Origin of the sequence: Microbacterium meiriae (genome assembly GCF_025143875.1) — a bacterium.
Taxonomy (GTDB): Bacteria; Actinomycetota; Actinomycetes; order Actinomycetales; family Microbacteriaceae; genus Microbacterium; species Microbacterium meiriae.
In genome coordinates, this window is the sequence record NZ_JAMBDU010000007.1 from 115,675 (window position 1) to 130,708 (window position 15,034).

Consider the following 15,034-nt stretch of genomic DNA (forward strand, 5'->3'; position numbering starts at 1 on the left):
TTACTTCGCTCCGTCCGCGTAGGCGCCGACGAGGCGCACCGCTCCACCATCGACGCCCTTGGCGCCCTGTTCGAATTCGCCGGCAGGACGCGGGCCGAAGCCCACCGTGCCGACCTGCCAGGAGGGCATGCCCTCGGCGTTCAGCGCCGCGATTGCAGCGTCCTTCTTGTCCGCCGCCACCACGGCGAGGAATCCGATGCCGAGGTTCCAGGTGCCCTCGGCGGACTCGAGCGTGGAACCGGCGATGTCGCTCAGCACACGGAAGACCGGGCTCGGCGACCACGTGCTGCGGTCGACCTCGACCCAGCTTCCCTGCGGCAGCACGCGGGCGAGGTTGGCGGCGATGCCCCCGCCGGTGACGTGGCTCAGGGCGTGGACTCCTCCGGAGGCCTCGATCAGGCGCAGCAGCGGAAGCGTGTAGAGCCGGGTCGGCTCGAGGAGGGCCTCGCCCCAGGTCGAGCCGAAGTCCGCGGCGTTGTCACCGTAGGAGATCCCGGCGCGGGTGATGATGTGACGCACGAGAGAGTAGCCGTTGGAGTGCAGGCCGCTGGAGGCGACCGCGATGACCGCATCGCCGTCCTGCACGCGCTCGGCGCCGAGGATGGCGTCGGCCTCGACCACGCCCGTCGCCGCCCCGGCGACGTCGTAGTCGCGCGGACCGAGGAGGCCGGGATGCTCCGCCGTCTCACCTCCGACGAGGGCGGTGCCCGTCGCCGCGCACGCCTCCGCGATGCCGCGCACGATGTCCGCGATGCGCTCGGGGACGACCTTGCCACAGGCGATGTAGTCGGTCATGAAGAGCGGCTTCGCGCCCACGACCACGATGTCGTCGACGACCATGCCGACGAGGTCCTGGCCGATCGTGTCGTGCTTGTCGATGGCCTGCGCGATGGCGACCTTCGTGCCGACGCCGTCGGTGCTGGTCGCGAGCAGCGGACGACGGAAGTCCCGCAGTGCGCTGGCGTCGAACAGGCCGGCGAATCCGCCGACACCGCCGAGCACCTCGGGGCCGTGCGTGGCACGGACGGAGGACTTCATCAGTTCGACGGCGAGGTCACCCGCCGCGGTGTCGACGCCGGCTTCGGAATAGGGGTTGGTGGGGGAGGCAGCCACTCGAACAGCCTACCGCCCGCGGCCGACCACTCGGCTCGCCGCATCCTTCCCGGCTCACCCGCCGCGATCTGCACATATCAGTCCTCATATGTGGCGTAATCATCTGCGCATGTGAGAGTCTATCGCCGAAGCAGGCGGGTCCGGTGTCCGGGGTTCCCGGAAAGAACAGGAGAGGTGGACAGTGCGCGCGCAGAAGAGGAGAACGCAGCGACGACAGGGGAGGAGCGTTGTCGGCGTGAGCAGCACCATCGCCCTCCTTGCGCTGGTCGGGCTCGCCGTGCCGCCGACGGCGCACGCCGCGGAGTGGGACGCCATCACCTCGGCGACGGTGGTGGAGCCGACAGGTGAGGTGCACCTGTACGACACCCTCCGCCTCGAGGCCACGTGGGCCGTCCCCGACAGCGCGCAGCCCGGAGACACTTTCTCGCTCAGCTTTCCGACGACGCCCCGCTTCGTCGGTGTCACCTCGTCCTTCCCGCTGCGAGCCCCGGACGGCGCCACCGTCGGCACGTGCACCGTCGCGGCGACCGCCATCACGTGCACGCTGAGCGACTACGTCCTCACGCACGACAACGTCCGCGGCACCCTGTTCTTCCAGATGAAGGCGGAGGAGACCACGGAAGACGACACCGTGACCTTCACCACCGGTGACGGAGGCCCGATCACCGTGGAGATCCCCGGTGGCGGCGTCGGTCCGCAGCGCTCCGAGCCGGCCCCGACGGACGCGACCAAGTCGGGCGTGCAGACCGCCGACGGGACGATCGAGTGGTACATCTGGGTGCCGGGACGCCTGCTCAGCGGCGAGCGCCCGACCCTCTCCGACACCGCGACCCCGGGGCTGAGCGTGTTGCCGAGCACCGTGGCGATCGGTTCGGTCGCCGTGGACGCCTGGAACGGCGGCCTGTTCGATGCCGCAGACTTCCGCACCCTCACAGCCGGGTCGGACTATGCCTTCACCCCGGACACTGACAGCTCCTCGTTCACAGTGGTCTTCGCCGCGCCGGCGGAGCCTGACCGCCTCTATCGCGTCTCGTACCAGACGCGCCTGCCCGCAGACGCGCACACCGGACAGGTGTTCAGCAACACCGTCTCCGGGTCGAGTTTCACGACCACCACGGCGTCCGTCACCGCGAGCCTGGCCGGAGGCGACGGCGACGGCGACGGTCTCGGCGGCTTCTCGGTCGCGAAGCGGATCACGGGCGCGGCCGCACCCCTCGTCCCGGCCGGCGCGACATTCGCCGTCGACTACTCGTACCCCGGAGCAGACGGCCCCGTCACCGGTACCCTCACGCTGCCCGTGGACGGCACCGACCGAAGCGTCGGGCGGATTCCCGTCGGCACGGTCGTGACGCTGTCCGAGCACACCGCGGATGCCATCCCCGGCGTCGTGTGGGGAACTCCGCAGTTCCGCGGCGACGGCGTGACCACGACGGACGAAGGAGCACAGCTCACGATCGGCGCAGGGTCGGTCGTGGCTGTCGAGCTGACCAACCCGGCCACGCTCTCCCCGCCGTCCCCGAGCACGCCGCCGACCACGACGGAACCGCCGTCACCCTCGACGCCGCCGGCACCGCCCTCGCCGCCGACCACGGGCCTCGCGGCCACCGGCGGCGACCCCGGCGGTCTGATCGGACTCGCCACCGGGGCGGTGCTGGCTCTCGCAACGGGGATCCTGCTCAGCCGTCGGTCCGCCACCCACGCAGACTCCGCACCCGGAAGCATCGGCATCGAGAACTGACGCTCGCCCGCGACGCGAAGGGCCCGGTCCGACGGATCGGACCGGGCCCTCGTGCAACGGGGTTCCGTGCGGTCAGCTCTGGCCTGCGACGTTGTCGCGAGCGTCCTGAGCGCTGCCCTTCACCTCGTCGACGGCGTGGGTCGCGTCGTCACGGACGTGGGCTGCGGCGCCGGCGGCCTCATCCTTGACGGCGGCGAAGGCCTCCTGCGCCGGCTCCTTGAGGTCCTGTCCGATCGTCTTGGCGACGTCGGTCGCCTCATCGACGAGAGGCTGGGCCTTCTCCTTGATGTCCTCGGCCAGTTCCTTCTCCTTCGAGGAGGCGGGGATGACGGCGGCCACGACGAGGCCGGCGGCGAAAGCCATGAGGCCCACCGCCAGCGGATTCCCCTGGGCCTTGGCGACGGTGTGCCGCCCGGCATCGGCGACCGAGGAGGAGGCGTCCCCCAGCCGGTCCCCGGCGTCATCGGCGGCGCCCATCACCCGGTCGACGGCCGAGCGCACCGCGCCCTTCATCTTCTGCGTCTGCCGGTGCACGACCTTCGAGGGGGTGACCTTGTCGGCGAGAGCGTCGACGTCCCTGCCGAACTCTGCTCGGGTCCGCTCGATGTCGGCGCGGATCGCGTCGGGTGAATCGCTCATTTGTTCTCCTCATTCCTCTTCACCGCATCAGGGATGCGCTTGAGGGTGTCCACGGTGCGCGGAGCCCCTTCGATGCTCTTCAACTGCTTGCGTCCCATCACGAACAGGACGAGGGCGATCACCGCCCAGATGACGGCGACGATCACGGCCGACCAGCCGAGACCGGTGACATAGGCGCCGAGGGCCCACCAGAGGGCCACCGACAGGAAGAACACGGCCATGAGCGCGCCGTATCCGGCCCCGCCGAGCATGCCCGCCCCCCGGCCGGCGCGTGTGGCCGATTGCTTGAGCTCGGCCTTCGCCAACTCCAGCTCCTGCCGCATCAGGGTCGACAGATCAGTGGTGACCTCGCTGAGCAGATCGCCGAGAGATGTGGTCTCGGCCTTCTGCTCCGAAGGTGTGGGGATGGGGTCGGTCATGGTCGTCCCTCTTCATCGGAGCCGCGGGTGGCGGCATCCGTCCGGTCGTAGAGCGGAGTGTCCCCGTCATCCACCGTCTCGCCGTGCGGTGTGACGCCCCACGGCGCGGTGCCGGCGTCGATACCGCTCATCCCGTCCGGCGCTCCGGGGACCGTGCCATCGGTCGGCAGCGGCGGCTGACCGAGAGTGGTGTTCTCGGCGACTCCCGCGCCTCCGGCGACACCGGCCGCGCCCGCACCACCGGGAACCGCCCCGGGCGTGGTCGCCGCGGGGACGACGGGACGCGGCGGAACGGCGGCTGCCGTCGCCCCTGCGGCCGACGAAGAGCCGGACCCGGCGGAACCCGACCCCGAGGAGGCCGACTCGGCAGCGCCCTCGGAGAGCGCTCTGGTCAGCCGGCCGGCGACGAGACCGGCGAGTGCCGCCACGGCGATGAACGTGCCGGGCTTCGCCCGTGCGTACGACTTCACCTCCGTGAGCAGCGAACCGGGGTCGCGGTCGCCGATCCAGCCCGCGATGCCCTGGATCCGGGTGGACGCCTGGCGCACGAGGTCGGCGGCGACACCGCCGTCCGAGCGCTCAGCCATCGTGCCGAGCTCCCCGCCCACGGACCGGAGCCCGTCCGCGACACGGCGCTGCTGCACCGCCGCCTGCTCCGACAGCTCGGTCTTCGTCTGGTGGTACAGGTCGCGAACCTGGTCCTTGGCCTCATGGGCGACGGCACCGGCCTCGGCCTTCGCGGTCTCGACGACGCCCGCCGCCTGACTCTTCGCCTCGTCGGCGACGCCTGCGGCCTCGTGCGCGGCGGTCCGGACGGTGCCCGGAGACTCGGTCGTACCGCTGCCCGCGGCACCTTCTGCATTGCTCTGCGACATCGTTCTTCCTCTCGACTCCCGCCGACGGCCGCCGACGTGTCAGCAGGTCTACCCCTGGATCCGGCGATCACAGCGAGGGTTGACGCGGCTCTCCGCGGGCATTACCGTGCCGGGGCTCCGCACGGCTGCTGCACCCGCCTACGATGGGGCCATGGCCGACAAGCCGCAGTGGCTCATCCGCGAAGACGCGAGCGTCCCCGTGCTCGTCGCGCTCGCCCTGCGCCAGCTGCTGGGCATCCGGGCACCCCTGGATCTGCCGTCCCTCCGCGACCTGTCGGTCCGCGCACCCGACGCGGTGGACGCCCCGCCCGAGGTCGAGGCGCAGTGGCAGGGCTACTGGGACATGACCGTGGAGCCGCGGGCTCATCACTCGGGCGTCCCGCTGGAGTTGATCGACGGTTTCGACACGCTGGTGGCCCTCCCGGCGACCGGCGCCGAGGCGCTCTCGTCGGCGATCCGACCGCATGCCGGCACCGCGCTCCGCTATGCCACCGCCGCACACGACCGGTACGTGGGGTCGATGAAGAGCCACACCGGCGGGGACGCCTACCGGGCGTACGCGAGCGCGATCGCCGAGTTCGAGCGCGACATCGGTCGCCGTGCGCACTCCTTCGAGCTCAACGTGCAGGTGCTGCCTCTGTCGCAGCGCGGGATCTGGTGGATCGGCGACCTCACGGTCGCGGTGACGGACGGGCTCCGCCGGGACGTCGTGGCGTTCGACTCCGCGATCCGCCCCGTGATCGCCGAGCTCGCCTAGTCGCGGTCCGTGGTGCCGTCGTCGACGACGGTCTCCCGGTCGACGGTCACGACGCGGTCGTGGCGGCGGGCGAGACGCTCGAGCACCAGACCGGCCACGCCGCCGAGCGCGAGACCGATCGGCACGGTCCAGAGCAGGAGGAAGCCGAAGACCTGACCGGGCGGATAGACGACGTCGAGCGCCTGCGACTGCTCGAAGCTGCCGACCATCGTGAGGATGCCGGCGGCGATGACGCCCAGCACGACCCCGATGCCCATGAGCACGCCGTACCGCGGCACGCGGCGCACGGTCGCTTCGACGGTCTGATGGGTGTCGTGGGAGGGCATGCCTCCATTGTCCCACCCTCCGCAGCCGTGCGCAGCCGCATGCGAGACCGCCCTCCCCGGATGACCGGGGAGGGCGGTTCCGCCAGCCGCCGGTCTCAGACCTCGGTCGTCGTCTCGGCCGGCTCCCCCCTCCGGGTGCGACGCACGATCAGCACCCCGCCCGTCGCGGCCAGCGCGACGACGACCAGACCGCCCACGATCCAGGGCCACACCGGGGCCTCGTCCGAGGCGACCGGCGCGCTGATCGCGGTCACCGCCGCATCGGCTTCGGCCTCCGGCTCGGACTCCTCCTCCGCAGGAGCGCCGCACGCATCGTCGACCGGGATCACGGCGGAGACCGGGTCGAGCCCCTCGCCCGCCTGATACGTGCCGAACGCGGAGGCACCGGCCGCGGTCAGTGTCGTGGGTACGTCGTCGAGGGTCAGCGCACCGTCGGTGACGGCGGCGTCCGTGAGGGCGAACTCCGCGAGACGCACCCCCTGCTGCGCCACGGCCTCTCCGTCCTGGGTGGTCCCGGTCACGTCGAACACGAGGTAGCCGGTGTCGCCCGCGAGCTCGACCCGCGCGTTCGCCAGCGTCGTGTTCAGCGCCCCGTCGTGGCCCGTGAAGGCGATGCTGCCGCCGTACGTGACCAGCCCCGCGCCCGCCTCGTCGTCCAGCGACCCGGTGCCGTTCGACCACACGAAGGCGGGGTACTCGTACGTCACGTCGGTCAGCGTCCAGCCACCCCGTGCGATGCCCTCAATGTAGGTCCGGAACGACTCCTTGTAGCCCCAGTGCAGGGTCGCTCCCTCCACCGTGCACACCCCGAGCTCCGTGGTCGCTCTGGCGAGGGTGAACGAGAGGCCGCGATCGACGGAGCCCTGGAAAGTGAGCGTGTGGTCGCCGTCCGCGAGCGTCGCCGGGAGGGAACCCGACCACGTCGCGACACCCGACGCATCCGCCGTCACGGTGCCGAGCAGCACCGGAGTCGAGTACACGACCACCGTGATGCCCTTCTCGTTCGCACGGAACCCGGAGGCGGAGACCGTGGCCGGCTTCCCGGCGGCGAGCGCGGCGAGGTTCTTCTCGTCGACCTCGATGCCGGTGGCCGTCGGCGCGGTCGCCGGGAGCGTGGCCTTCGGCGCGACCGCGGCCGCCGCGACCGTTCCCGTCGTGCCCGAGGGCGCGGCGGCGACGGAGCCGATCGTGAACGAGACGGGGTTGAGCGTGGTGCCGTATCCCGAGAGGACGCGGTCGCGCCCGGCGTCCGTGAGGGCGGCGGGTGCCGCCGTGTAGGTGACGGCGCCGCCGGCCGCGGTGCGGACCGCGCGGGAGAGGTCGAGAGTCGCGAACGGCACCTGCGCACCCCCGCTCGTCACGAACAGCGTGGCGGAGGACGCCGAGGTGATCCGGATCATCGGATCGGCGACGGTGACGTCGAGCACCCCGTGGTGGCCGGTGAAGCGCACCGCGCCGCGGTAGACCACGCTGCCGCGCCCGGACGTCGCGTCGAAATCGCCGCCGACGGTCTGCCCGAACTGGAACTGACCGCCGGATCGGGTGGCGCCACCGGACACGGCGATCGCACCCTGGGCGATCGGGCCGGTGATGTAGTTCGTGAACGAGGACGAGATGGCCCAGCGCAGCGACCCGCCGGGGACGGTCGCAGCCGGCTTCGTCGGCGTCACCGGGGGTTTCGGCGTGACCGGGGGCTTCGGCTCGGTCGGCTTCTCGCCGAGCAGTGCGCGCCACTGCGCGTCGGTGATCGTGATCGCGCCCCGCGCGTGGATGGTGTCGGCGGTCGGCATCGTGTGCTGCTGCCACACGATCACCTCGTACGTCTTCGACCGGTCGAGGTCCTTCGCCGCCGCGTTCAGGTCGACCGCGAAGGCTCCGAAGCCGATGTTCCGGACGTACTGCATGGCGAGGAAGCCGCCGCCGGCCGTCACGTCAGCCTCGGTCCCCGTCTCGATGAGCGCCACGTAGGCGCCGGTGACCGCGCCGAGGTCGGCGGCGGTGACCTTCACCGTGAGCCCGTCCGCGGCCGAGGCTCCCGTGACGGCGGTGGTGACCGACGGCCCGGGGGACGGCAGCAGGGCGTTCCGCTGCGCGTCGGTGACGGTGACGGTGGAGCGCGCGTAGATCGTGTTCGCATTCGGCATGGTGTGCTGCTGCCAGACGATCACCTCATAGGCCTTCGACCGGTCCAGCGCTGTCGCCGCAGCGGTCAGGTCGACGCTGAAGCCGCCACCGGTGATGCCGCGCACGTACTGCATCGCGAGGAAGCCGCCTCCGGCCGTGACGTCGGCCTCCGTGCCCTTCTCGATCAGTGCCGCGTAGGCGCCCGAGACGGCGCCGAGCTTCGTCGCCGCTGCCGTGACCGTGAGGCCGTCATCGGCCGTCGCCGCCTTCACGGTGGTGGTCAGCCCCGAGGCGACGCGGTAGTCCAGAGCGACGCGGCGCTCCTGGTCGGCGTTGACGACACCGCCTGCCGGGTAGGTGTACACGCCGTAGGAGCCGGGCGTCGCCGGAGTGTCCTTCAGCGTGAGCGTGACCTGGAACGAGCCCTCGGGGGTGATGTCCACCCACTGTGCGCGGATCGCGCCCTGGTACTGCGCCGGGACCTGGGTCAGCACGCCTTCGGCGAGCGCCCAGGCCTGTGCACCGACCGAACGCGCCGAGGACGGCGCCCCGTGCGAGGGCTGCCACGTCGCGGCGAAGTTGCCGAAGACCACATAGGTGCCCTGGGGCAGGTTCGACGGGATCGGGACGCCGCGCCCGCCGACGTTCGCGGTCGGGTCGTATCCGGTGCCCTTGACGACGATCTCGTCACCCGCCTGGAGGCGAGCACCCGCAGCGGGCGTGGTGCCGTCGGCGAGGAACACGTCGATGGCGGCTTCGGCGGGCGCCGGCTCGGTCTCGCCCGGGGCCGTCTCCCCCGGCTCCGTCTCGCCCGGCTCCGTCTCCCCGGGCTCCGTCTCCCCGGGGTCCGTCTCACCGGGCTCCGTCTCACCCGGAGTCGTCTCGCCCGGCTCCGTCTCGCCCGGCTCGACGGGCGTCGTTCCGAAGACCGTGTCCCACTGCGCAGGCGTCACCGTGACGTCGCCGCGGCCGTAGGTCGTGGCGGCTGTCGGCGCGGAGTGCTGCTGCCAGACGAGCACCTCGTACGTCTTCGTGCGGTCCAGGGACGCGACGGGCGCCTGCAGCGTGAAGGAGGCGGCCCCCTGCTGCACGCTCGGGAAGGGCAGCGCGAACGCGGCGTAGCCACCACCGGCGGAGACGCCGCTCTCGGTGCCCGACACGATCAGTGCGGCATAGACGCCCGTCACGTCCGGCAGCCCCTCGGCCCGCACCTGCACGGTGAGGCCGGTGGTGTCGGCGGACGACACCGTCGCGGCGACGGTCGCCGCGGCAGCGTGCGCCGGCGGGCTGGCCATCGCCCCGGCGGCGACGAGGACGAAGGAGACGAGGGCGGCGAGCAGGACACGCAGGCGCGTGCTCGCTGAGGGGGTATGTGCTGTGGCGTTCACGGTTCTCCGCGGCCCGCGGGGCGCGATCGATCGTGCGCTCCCGGCGGTACCGCACGGCAGTCGGGCGAAGTGGACTTTGGTTAGGCTTGGCTAAGCAAGCCGCCGATCCCGAGCGTAGAGGGGCGTCGGCGAGGACGTCAAGTTTTAGGATAGCCTTGCCTAATGCGACGCGCCTCTGCCCTGCTCCTCGCCGCCGCGCTGGCTCTCGGACTGGCCGCCTGTGCCGGACCGGATTCCGACCCCGCGTCGACACCTCCCGTCGACGAGGCGTGCCCGCAGGCGTCGACTCCTCTCGCCGATCTCGACCTGGTCGCCGATGTGCGCGCGGCCACGGGTCCCTCGACCGCGTGCCTCGCGAGTCACGCGGTCGTCCCCGTCGATGACGACACCGCCCCGGCGCTCCCGGTGGCCGTGACCGACAGCGAAGGCCGCGAGGTCGAGATCACGGACGTCGATCGCATCCTCCCGATCGACATCTCCGGCACGATCGCCGCCACCGTGTTCGCGCTCGGGCTCGGCGATCAGGTCGTCGGGCGCGACGCGTCCACGCAGTTCCCCGGCACCGAGGACCTTCCGGTCGTCACCAAGACCGGGCACACGCTCAACCCGGAGGCGATCCTCGAACTGGCCCCGACCGTCGTGCTCACCGACACCACGATCGGCCCGAAGGAGGTCCGCCAGCAGCTGCGGGACGCCGGAATCGCGGTCGTCGTCATCTCCAGCGACCGACGGATCGACACCACCGACGCGCTCGTGACGGAGATCGCCACGGCCCTCGGCGTCCCGACGCGCGGAGCGGCGCTCATCGCCCGCCTCGACGCCGAGCTCGACGCCGCCATCGCGGAGATCGCCGCCGTCACCCCGCCCGCCGAGGCGGACAGGGCCCGCATGCTGTTCCTGTACGTGCGCGGGAGCGCCAACGTGTACTACATCTTCGGCGAGGACTCGGGGGCGGACTCCCTCATCGACGCGGTCGGCGGGGTCGACGTCGCCGAGGAGATCGGCTGGGAGGGCATGAAGCCGATGACCGCGGAAGCGCTCGTCGCCGCGCAGCCCGACGTGCTCGTGATGATGACGGACGGGTTGGAATCGGTCGGCGGCGTCGACGGACTCATCGAACGCATCCCCGCCATCGCCGAGACCCCGGCGGGCGCACATCGCCGGGTGATCGACATGGCGGACGCCGAGATCCTCAGCTTCGGCCCCCGGTCGGCCGACGTGATCAGCGCCCTCGCGCGCGCCCTGTACGCGCCGGAACCCGCCTCGTGACCGGCGAGGTCGTCACCCCGACGCCGACCCGGCATCGGGGACTGCGCTTCGCGGCGGTCGTCGTGGCCCTCGTCGTGGCCCTCCTCGTCACCTGCGTCGCGTCGATCACGAGCGGGCAGTACGACCTGTCGCCGACCGCGCTCGTCGGCGTCCTCCTGCGCGGTCTCGGCATCGACACCCCGGGGGCTGCGGCTGCGGCGACCGACGACGGCGTGATCTTCAACCTCCGCCTCCCGCGGCTGGTCCTCGGCCTGCTCGTCGGCGCCGCGCTCGCGGTCTCCGGTGTGCTCATGCAGGCCATCTTCGGCAATCCGCTCGCCGACGCGGGCGTCGTCGGCGTCTCGTCCGGCGCGGCGCTCGGAGCGGCGGCGAGCATCACCTTCGGCCTGGCCACCTTCGGCATGTGGACCACGCCCGCCTTCGCCTTCCTCGGCGGCCTCGTGGCTGTCTTCTCGGTGTACCTGCTGAGCCGCTCCGGCGGTCGCACCGAAGTGGTCACCCTGCTGCTCACCGGCATCGCGATCAACGCCATCGCCGGCGCCGGCATGGCCTTCCTCACCTTCCTCGGCACGACCTCGACGCGCGAGCAGATCGTGTTCTGGCAGCTCGGCTCGCTGAACGGCGCGCTCTGGTCGAACATCCAGCTCGTCGCGCCGCTCGTGGCGATCGGGATCGTAGTCGCCCTGATCGTGGCGCCGGGTCTGGACCTCTTCGCCCTCGGCGAGCGCACCGCCCGGCATCTCGGCGTCCCGGTCGAGCTGCTGCGGATGGTCGTCATCGTCACCGTGGCGCTGCTCGTCTGCGCGGCGGTGGCCTTCGCGGGGATCATCGGCTTCGCCGGACTCGTCGTCCCCCACCTCATGCGCATGCTGATCGGCCCGGCGCACCTGCCGCTCGTGATCGCCTCCGCCCTCGGCGGCTCCCTCCTCATCGCGGTCGCCGACCTCGTGGCCCGCACCGCGGTGCCGCTCGCGGACCTCCCGATCGGCATGATCACCTCGCTCGTGGGCGGCCCGTTCTTCCTCTGGCTCCTCGTGCGGACGCGGCGGCGGTCGGGAGGGTGGGCGTGAGCCTCCGGCTGCACGGCCACGGGCTCACGGTGCGCGTCGGGGACGGACGGGCCATCCTCGACGACGCGGCCATCGACATCCACGCCGGGGAGGTGCACGCCCTCGTCGGGCCGAACGGCGCGGGCAAGTCCACCCTGTTCGGCGTGCTCTCCGGCGACATCGCTCCGGTCTCGGGCACCGTCCTCCTCGACGGCCGTCCGGTGGCGGCGACCCGCCCCCGCGACCTCGCCCGGCACCGGGCCGTGCTGCTGCAGGAGAACACCGTCACCTTCCCCTTCACGGTCGAGCAGGTCGTGCGGATGGGACGCACCCCGTGGGCGCGGACCCCGGCCGCCGGGGAGGACGACAGCGCCGTAGCCACGGCGATGGCGACGACCGAGGTCACGGCGCTGCGGGAGCGGTCCGTCCCCTCGCTCTCCGGCGGTGAGCGCGCGCGGGTGGCGCTGGCCCGCGTGCTCGCCCAGAGCACCGGGATCCTGCTGCTCGACGAGCCCACGGCGGCGCTGGACCTCAAGCATCACGAAGACGTGATGCGCGTGGTCCGCACCCAGGCGGAGGCCGGGGTCGCGGTCGCGATCGTACTGCACGATCTGAACGCAGCGCTCGCGCATGCCGACCGCGTCACCCTGCTCGCCGACGGGCGGGTCGCCGCCACCGGCACGCCGGACGAGGTCCTCACGGCCGCGCGGATCGAGGAGGTCTACGGGCAGCCCGTCGACGTCTTCCCGCACCCGCGCACCGGGGTGCCGCTCGTCGTCGCGCGCCGCTAGGGACGCAACGGGAGCACGCCGGTGAGGTCAGCGCGCGTGCCCGAGGCGTGGATGCGCCCGGCCGTCGCGGCGTCCGCCCACGGTTCGGTGCCGGTGGCGACCGCGATCCAGGTGGCCGCGTCCATCTCCACGACGTTCGGCGGCGTGCCGCGCGTGTGCCGCGGCCCCTGGATCACCTGCACGGCTCCGAACGGCGGGACCCGCACCTCGACGCTGTTGCCAGGGGCCTTCTCGTCGAGCAGCTGCAGCAGATAGCGCACCGCGGTCGCGAGTTCCGCACGTGCCGGCTTCGTCCCCGCGGCTTCCGCGTCGCGCACGGCACCGAGCGCCGCGCGCCCGTCAACGATGTCGATCTTCCTGGCCATCCCCCCACCCTAGATCCGCCGCCGCGGACCGGGTCATAAGCTCGAGGACATGAGCATGCATCCGCAGGGCGCCCGGGCCGAGCTGCTCGCCGCCGCGGCCGACCACTCCTGGAGCGTGCCGATCCCTCCGCTCGCGGACCCGGGCGGCGCCCACGACGCCTCCGTGCTCATCCTCTTCGGCGTCCTCGACCACATCCCCGCACCGACCGTGGACGCGGCGGTCGCACGCGATCTCGACGTCCTGCTGCAGCGTCGCGCTCCGACGCTCTCCTCGCATCCGGGCCAGGTCTCCTTCCCCGGCGGACGCGCCGAAGCGGCCGACGCCGACGCGGTCGCCACGGCGCTGCGGGAGGCCGAGGAGGAGACCGGCCTCGACCCCGCCGGCGTGGAGGTGCTCGCCACGCTCCCCGTCATCCCCCTCGCTGCCAGCAACCACCTCGTCACCCCCGTGCTCGCCTGGTGGCAGTCGCCGTCCCGCGTCGTCGCCGTCGACCACGCGGAGACCGTCGAGGTGTTCCGCGTCCCCGTCGCCCAGCTCCTCGACCCGGCGACCCGTTTCACCTCGACCCTGTCCCGTGCCGGCCGCACGTTCCGCGGACCCGCCTTCGACGTGGACGGCACGATCGTGTGGGGCTTCACCGCCATGGTTCTCGACGCGCTGTTCGACGCGACCGGCTGGACCGTGCCCTGGGATACCGCGGACGAGCGCCCGATCGTGCTCTGACCCTCCCGACCTCCGTGCACAGCTCAGGAGAACCGCGGCGGATCGGTCCGGATATGCCGTCGGATCCCGGCTGCCGCGCCGATCGTCCTGAGTTGTGAACGCGGGACCGGCCGAAACCCCGCGCACGTGCCTCGATAGGCTGGACGCGTGAAGATCCTCGTCCTCGGTTCCGGTGCCCGTGAGCACGCGATCATCCTGGCGCTGCGCGCCGAGTCCACCGCGCACGAGATCCTCGTCGCCCCCGGCAACGCCGGCATCGCGCAGGACGCGACCCCCGTCGCCCTCGACCCGCTGGACGGCGCCGCGGTCACGGCCTTCGCGAACGAGCACGCGATCGACCTCGTCGTCATCGGCCCGGAGGCTCCGCTCGTGGCAGGCGTCGCGGACGAGCTCCGCGGCCGCGGCATCCCCGTCTTCGGACCCGGCAAGGCCGCCGCGCAGCTCGAGGGCTCCAAGGCCTTCGCCAAGCGCGTCATGGACGCCGCCGGTGTGCCGACCGGCCGCGCGGTCCGCGCTGCCACGGTCGCCGACGTCGAAGCCGCGTTCGAGGAGCTCGGCGCCCCGCACGTGGTCAAGGCCGATGGACTCGCCGCGGGCAAGGGGGTCATCGTCACCTCCGACCGCGCCGAGGCCCTGGCCCACGCGGAGCAGTACCTCCCGGCCGGCCCCGTCCTGGTCGAGGAGTTCCTGTCCGGCCCCGAGGTCTCGCTGTTCTTCCTCAGCGACGGCGACACGGTACGCGCCCTCAGCCCGGCACAGGACTTCAAGCGTGCCCTCGACGGCGACGCCGGCCCCAACACCGGAGGCATGGGAGCGTACTCCCCGCTGCCCTGGCTCGCGGAGCAGTTCGGCAGCGAGCAGGCGTTCGTCGAGGAGGTCACCCGCGACGTCGCGCTCCCGGTCGTCCGACAGCTCGATGCCGAGGGGACCCCGTTCATCGGGCTCCTCTACGCCGGCCTCATCCTCACCCCGCAGGGCGTGCGCGTGATCGAGTTCAACGCGCGCTTCGGCGACCCGGAGACCCAGGTCGTGCTGCCGCGGCTGGAGACCCCGCTGTCCCAGCTCCTCTTCGCCGCCGCGTCCGGCACGCTCGAGGACCAGCCGGAGCCCGTGTTCCGCGATGAGGTCGCGATCACCGTGGTCCTGGCGAGCGAGGGATATCCCGAGGCGCCGCAGACCGGGCGTCCGATCGAGGGCCTGACCGACGCCGCCGCGGTCGAGGGCGTCCGTCTGGTGCACGCTGCGACCGCCAGCCCCGACGCACCCGGGGGCTCGCTCATCGCGACGGGCGGCCGTGTGCTGAACGTCGTCGCTGTGGCCCCGGACTTCCGCACCGCCCGCGCCCGCGCCTACGACGCCATCGGCCGCATCCGCCTCGAGGGCTCCCACCACCGCACCGACATCGCTGCCCGCGTCGCCCGCTGACCCGCTTCACGTAGCGAATGGCTGCATCCCGA

Annotated in this window: 14 protein-coding genes; 7 read left to right on the forward strand and 7 right to left on the reverse strand. The window is 72.3% G+C overall.

What is annotated here, in order from left to right; genetic code table 11:
• Positions 1-1,113, reverse strand: coding sequence for a phosphoribosylformylglycinamidine cyclo-ligase (gene purM / locus M4D53_RS06675; RefSeq protein WP_187663100.1), 1,113 nt, complete (start codon positions 1,111-1,113; stop codon positions 1-3).
• 235 nt (positions 1,114-1,348) lie between these two features.
• On the opposite strand from purM, the gene M4D53_RS06680 reads away from it, so the two are divergent.
• Positions 1,349-2,851 carry a DUF5979 domain-containing protein gene (locus M4D53_RS06680; RefSeq protein ID WP_259952893.1) on the forward strand — a complete coding sequence of 501 codons (1,503 nt, stop codon included), beginning with the start codon at positions 1,349-1,351 and terminating at the stop codon, positions 2,849-2,851.
• A gap of 72 nt (positions 2,852-2,923) precedes the next feature.
• On the opposite strand, the gene M4D53_RS06685 is transcribed toward M4D53_RS06680, so the two are convergent.
• Genes M4D53_RS06685 through M4D53_RS06695 form a run of 3 tightly spaced genes read right to left on the reverse strand, consistent with a single transcriptional unit; the run spans position 2,924 to position 4,784 of the window.
• Positions 2,924-3,490 carry a DUF3618 domain-containing protein gene (locus M4D53_RS06685; RefSeq protein WP_187663098.1) on the reverse strand — a complete coding sequence of 189 codons (567 nt, stop codon included), beginning with the start codon at positions 3,488-3,490 and terminating at the stop codon, positions 2,924-2,926.
• Complete coding sequence (locus M4D53_RS06690) at positions 3,487-3,909, reverse strand: phage holin family protein (RefSeq protein WP_187663097.1); 423 nt, start codon at positions 3,907-3,909, stop codon at positions 3,487-3,489. The genes M4D53_RS06685 and M4D53_RS06690 overlap by 4 nt, the downstream gene beginning before the upstream one ends.
• The gene (locus tag M4D53_RS06695; RefSeq protein ID WP_259952894.1) at positions 3,906-4,784 is read right to left on the reverse strand and encodes a hypothetical protein; all 879 of its coding nucleotides are present in this window, start codon (positions 4,782-4,784) and stop codon (positions 3,906-3,908) included. Before M4D53_RS06695 ends, M4D53_RS06690 begins: the two co-directional genes overlap by 4 nt.
• Before the next feature lie 151 nt (positions 4,785-4,935).
• Between M4D53_RS06695 and M4D53_RS06700 the strand changes: the two genes are divergently transcribed.
• Entirely contained in the window at positions 4,936-5,541 is a 606-nt protein-coding gene (locus M4D53_RS06700; RefSeq protein ID WP_187663095.1) for a zinc-binding alcohol dehydrogenase, read from the forward strand.
• Here the strand turns inward: M4D53_RS06700 and M4D53_RS06705 are convergent.
• Positions 5,538-5,867 carry a potassium transporter Trk gene (locus M4D53_RS06705; protein WP_187663094.1) on the reverse strand — a complete coding sequence of 110 codons (330 nt, stop codon included), beginning with the start codon at positions 5,865-5,867 and terminating at the stop codon, positions 5,538-5,540. The genes M4D53_RS06700 and M4D53_RS06705 overlap by 4 nt on opposite strands.
• A 95-nt stretch (positions 5,868-5,962) precedes the next feature.
• The gene (locus M4D53_RS06710; RefSeq protein ID WP_259952895.1) at positions 5,963-9,379 is read right to left on the reverse strand and encodes an HtaA domain-containing protein; all 3,417 of its coding nucleotides are present in this window, start codon (positions 9,377-9,379) and stop codon (positions 5,963-5,965) included.
• A 162-nt stretch (positions 9,380-9,541) separates the two neighbouring features.
• On the opposite strand from M4D53_RS06710, the gene M4D53_RS06715 reads away from it, so the two are divergent.
• From M4D53_RS06715 to M4D53_RS06725, 3 genes are read left to right on the forward strand one after another with little or no spacing between them, the layout of a single operon-like run.
• A complete protein-coding gene (locus M4D53_RS06715) occupies positions 9,542-10,648 on the forward strand; it encodes a heme/hemin ABC transporter substrate-binding protein (RefSeq protein WP_187663092.1) in 1,107 nt (368 codons plus the stop codon).
• The gene (locus M4D53_RS06720; protein ID WP_259952897.1) at positions 10,645-11,718 is read left to right on the forward strand and encodes a FecCD family ABC transporter permease; all 1,074 of its coding nucleotides are present in this window, start codon (positions 10,645-10,647) and stop codon (positions 11,716-11,718) included. The genes M4D53_RS06715 and M4D53_RS06720 overlap by 4 nt, the downstream gene beginning before the upstream one ends.
• Complete coding sequence (locus M4D53_RS06725; protein WP_259952899.1) at positions 11,715-12,488, forward strand: heme ABC transporter ATP-binding protein; 774 nt, start codon at positions 11,715-11,717, stop codon at positions 12,486-12,488. Before M4D53_RS06720 ends, M4D53_RS06725 begins: the two co-directional genes overlap by 4 nt.
• On the opposite strand, the gene M4D53_RS06730 is transcribed toward M4D53_RS06725, so the two are convergent.
• Positions 12,485-12,853 (reverse strand): sterol carrier family protein, encoded by a 369-nt coding sequence (locus M4D53_RS06730; RefSeq protein ID WP_259952901.1) that lies wholly within the window; start codon positions 12,851-12,853, stop codon positions 12,485-12,487. The two genes, M4D53_RS06725 and M4D53_RS06730, sit on opposite strands and share 4 nt — an antisense overlap.
• A 49-nt stretch (positions 12,854-12,902) precedes the next feature.
• On the opposite strand from M4D53_RS06730, the gene M4D53_RS06735 reads away from it, so the two are divergent.
• Entirely contained in the window at positions 12,903-13,577 is a 675-nt protein-coding gene (locus M4D53_RS06735) for an NUDIX hydrolase (RefSeq protein ID WP_259952902.1), read from the forward strand.
• A gap of 147 nt (positions 13,578-13,724) precedes the next feature.
• Positions 13,725-15,002, forward strand: coding sequence for a phosphoribosylamine--glycine ligase (purD, locus tag M4D53_RS06740; RefSeq protein ID WP_259952904.1), 1,278 nt, complete (start codon positions 13,725-13,727; stop codon positions 15,000-15,002).
• The last annotated feature ends 32 nt before the right edge of the window (positions 15,003-15,034 follow it).

What these genes read in the sequence shown, in the direction of transcription:
- M4D53_RS06730 (WP_259952901.1), bottom strand. Translation starts at nt 12,853, where the DNA reads ATGGCCAGGAAGATCGACATCGTTGACGGGCGCGCGGCGCTCGGTGCC.
- M4D53_RS06690 (WP_187663097.1), bottom strand. Translation starts at nt 3,909, where the DNA reads ATGACCGACCCCATCCCCACACCTTCGGAGCAGAAGGCCGAGACCACA.
- M4D53_RS06735 (WP_259952902.1), top strand. Translation starts at nt 12,903, where the DNA reads ATGAGCATGCATCCGCAGGGCGCCCGGGCCGAGCTGCTCGCCGCCGCG.
- M4D53_RS06715 (WP_187663092.1), top strand. Translation starts at nt 9,542, where the DNA reads ATGCGACGCGCCTCTGCCCTGCTCCTCGCCGCCGCGCTGGCTCTCGGA.
- M4D53_RS06705 (WP_187663094.1), bottom strand. Translation starts at nt 5,867, where the DNA reads ATGCCCTCCCACGACACCCATCAGACCGTCGAAGCGACCGTGCGCCGC.
- M4D53_RS06685 (WP_187663098.1), bottom strand. Translation starts at nt 3,490, where the DNA reads ATGAGCGATTCACCCGACGCGATCCGCGCCGACATCGAGCGGACCCGA.
- M4D53_RS06700 (WP_187663095.1), top strand. Translation starts at nt 4,936, where the DNA reads ATGGCCGACAAGCCGCAGTGGCTCATCCGCGAAGACGCGAGCGTCCCC.
- M4D53_RS06695 (WP_259952894.1), bottom strand. Translation starts at nt 4,784, where the DNA reads ATGTCGCAGAGCAATGCAGAAGGTGCCGCGGGCAGCGGTACGACCGAG.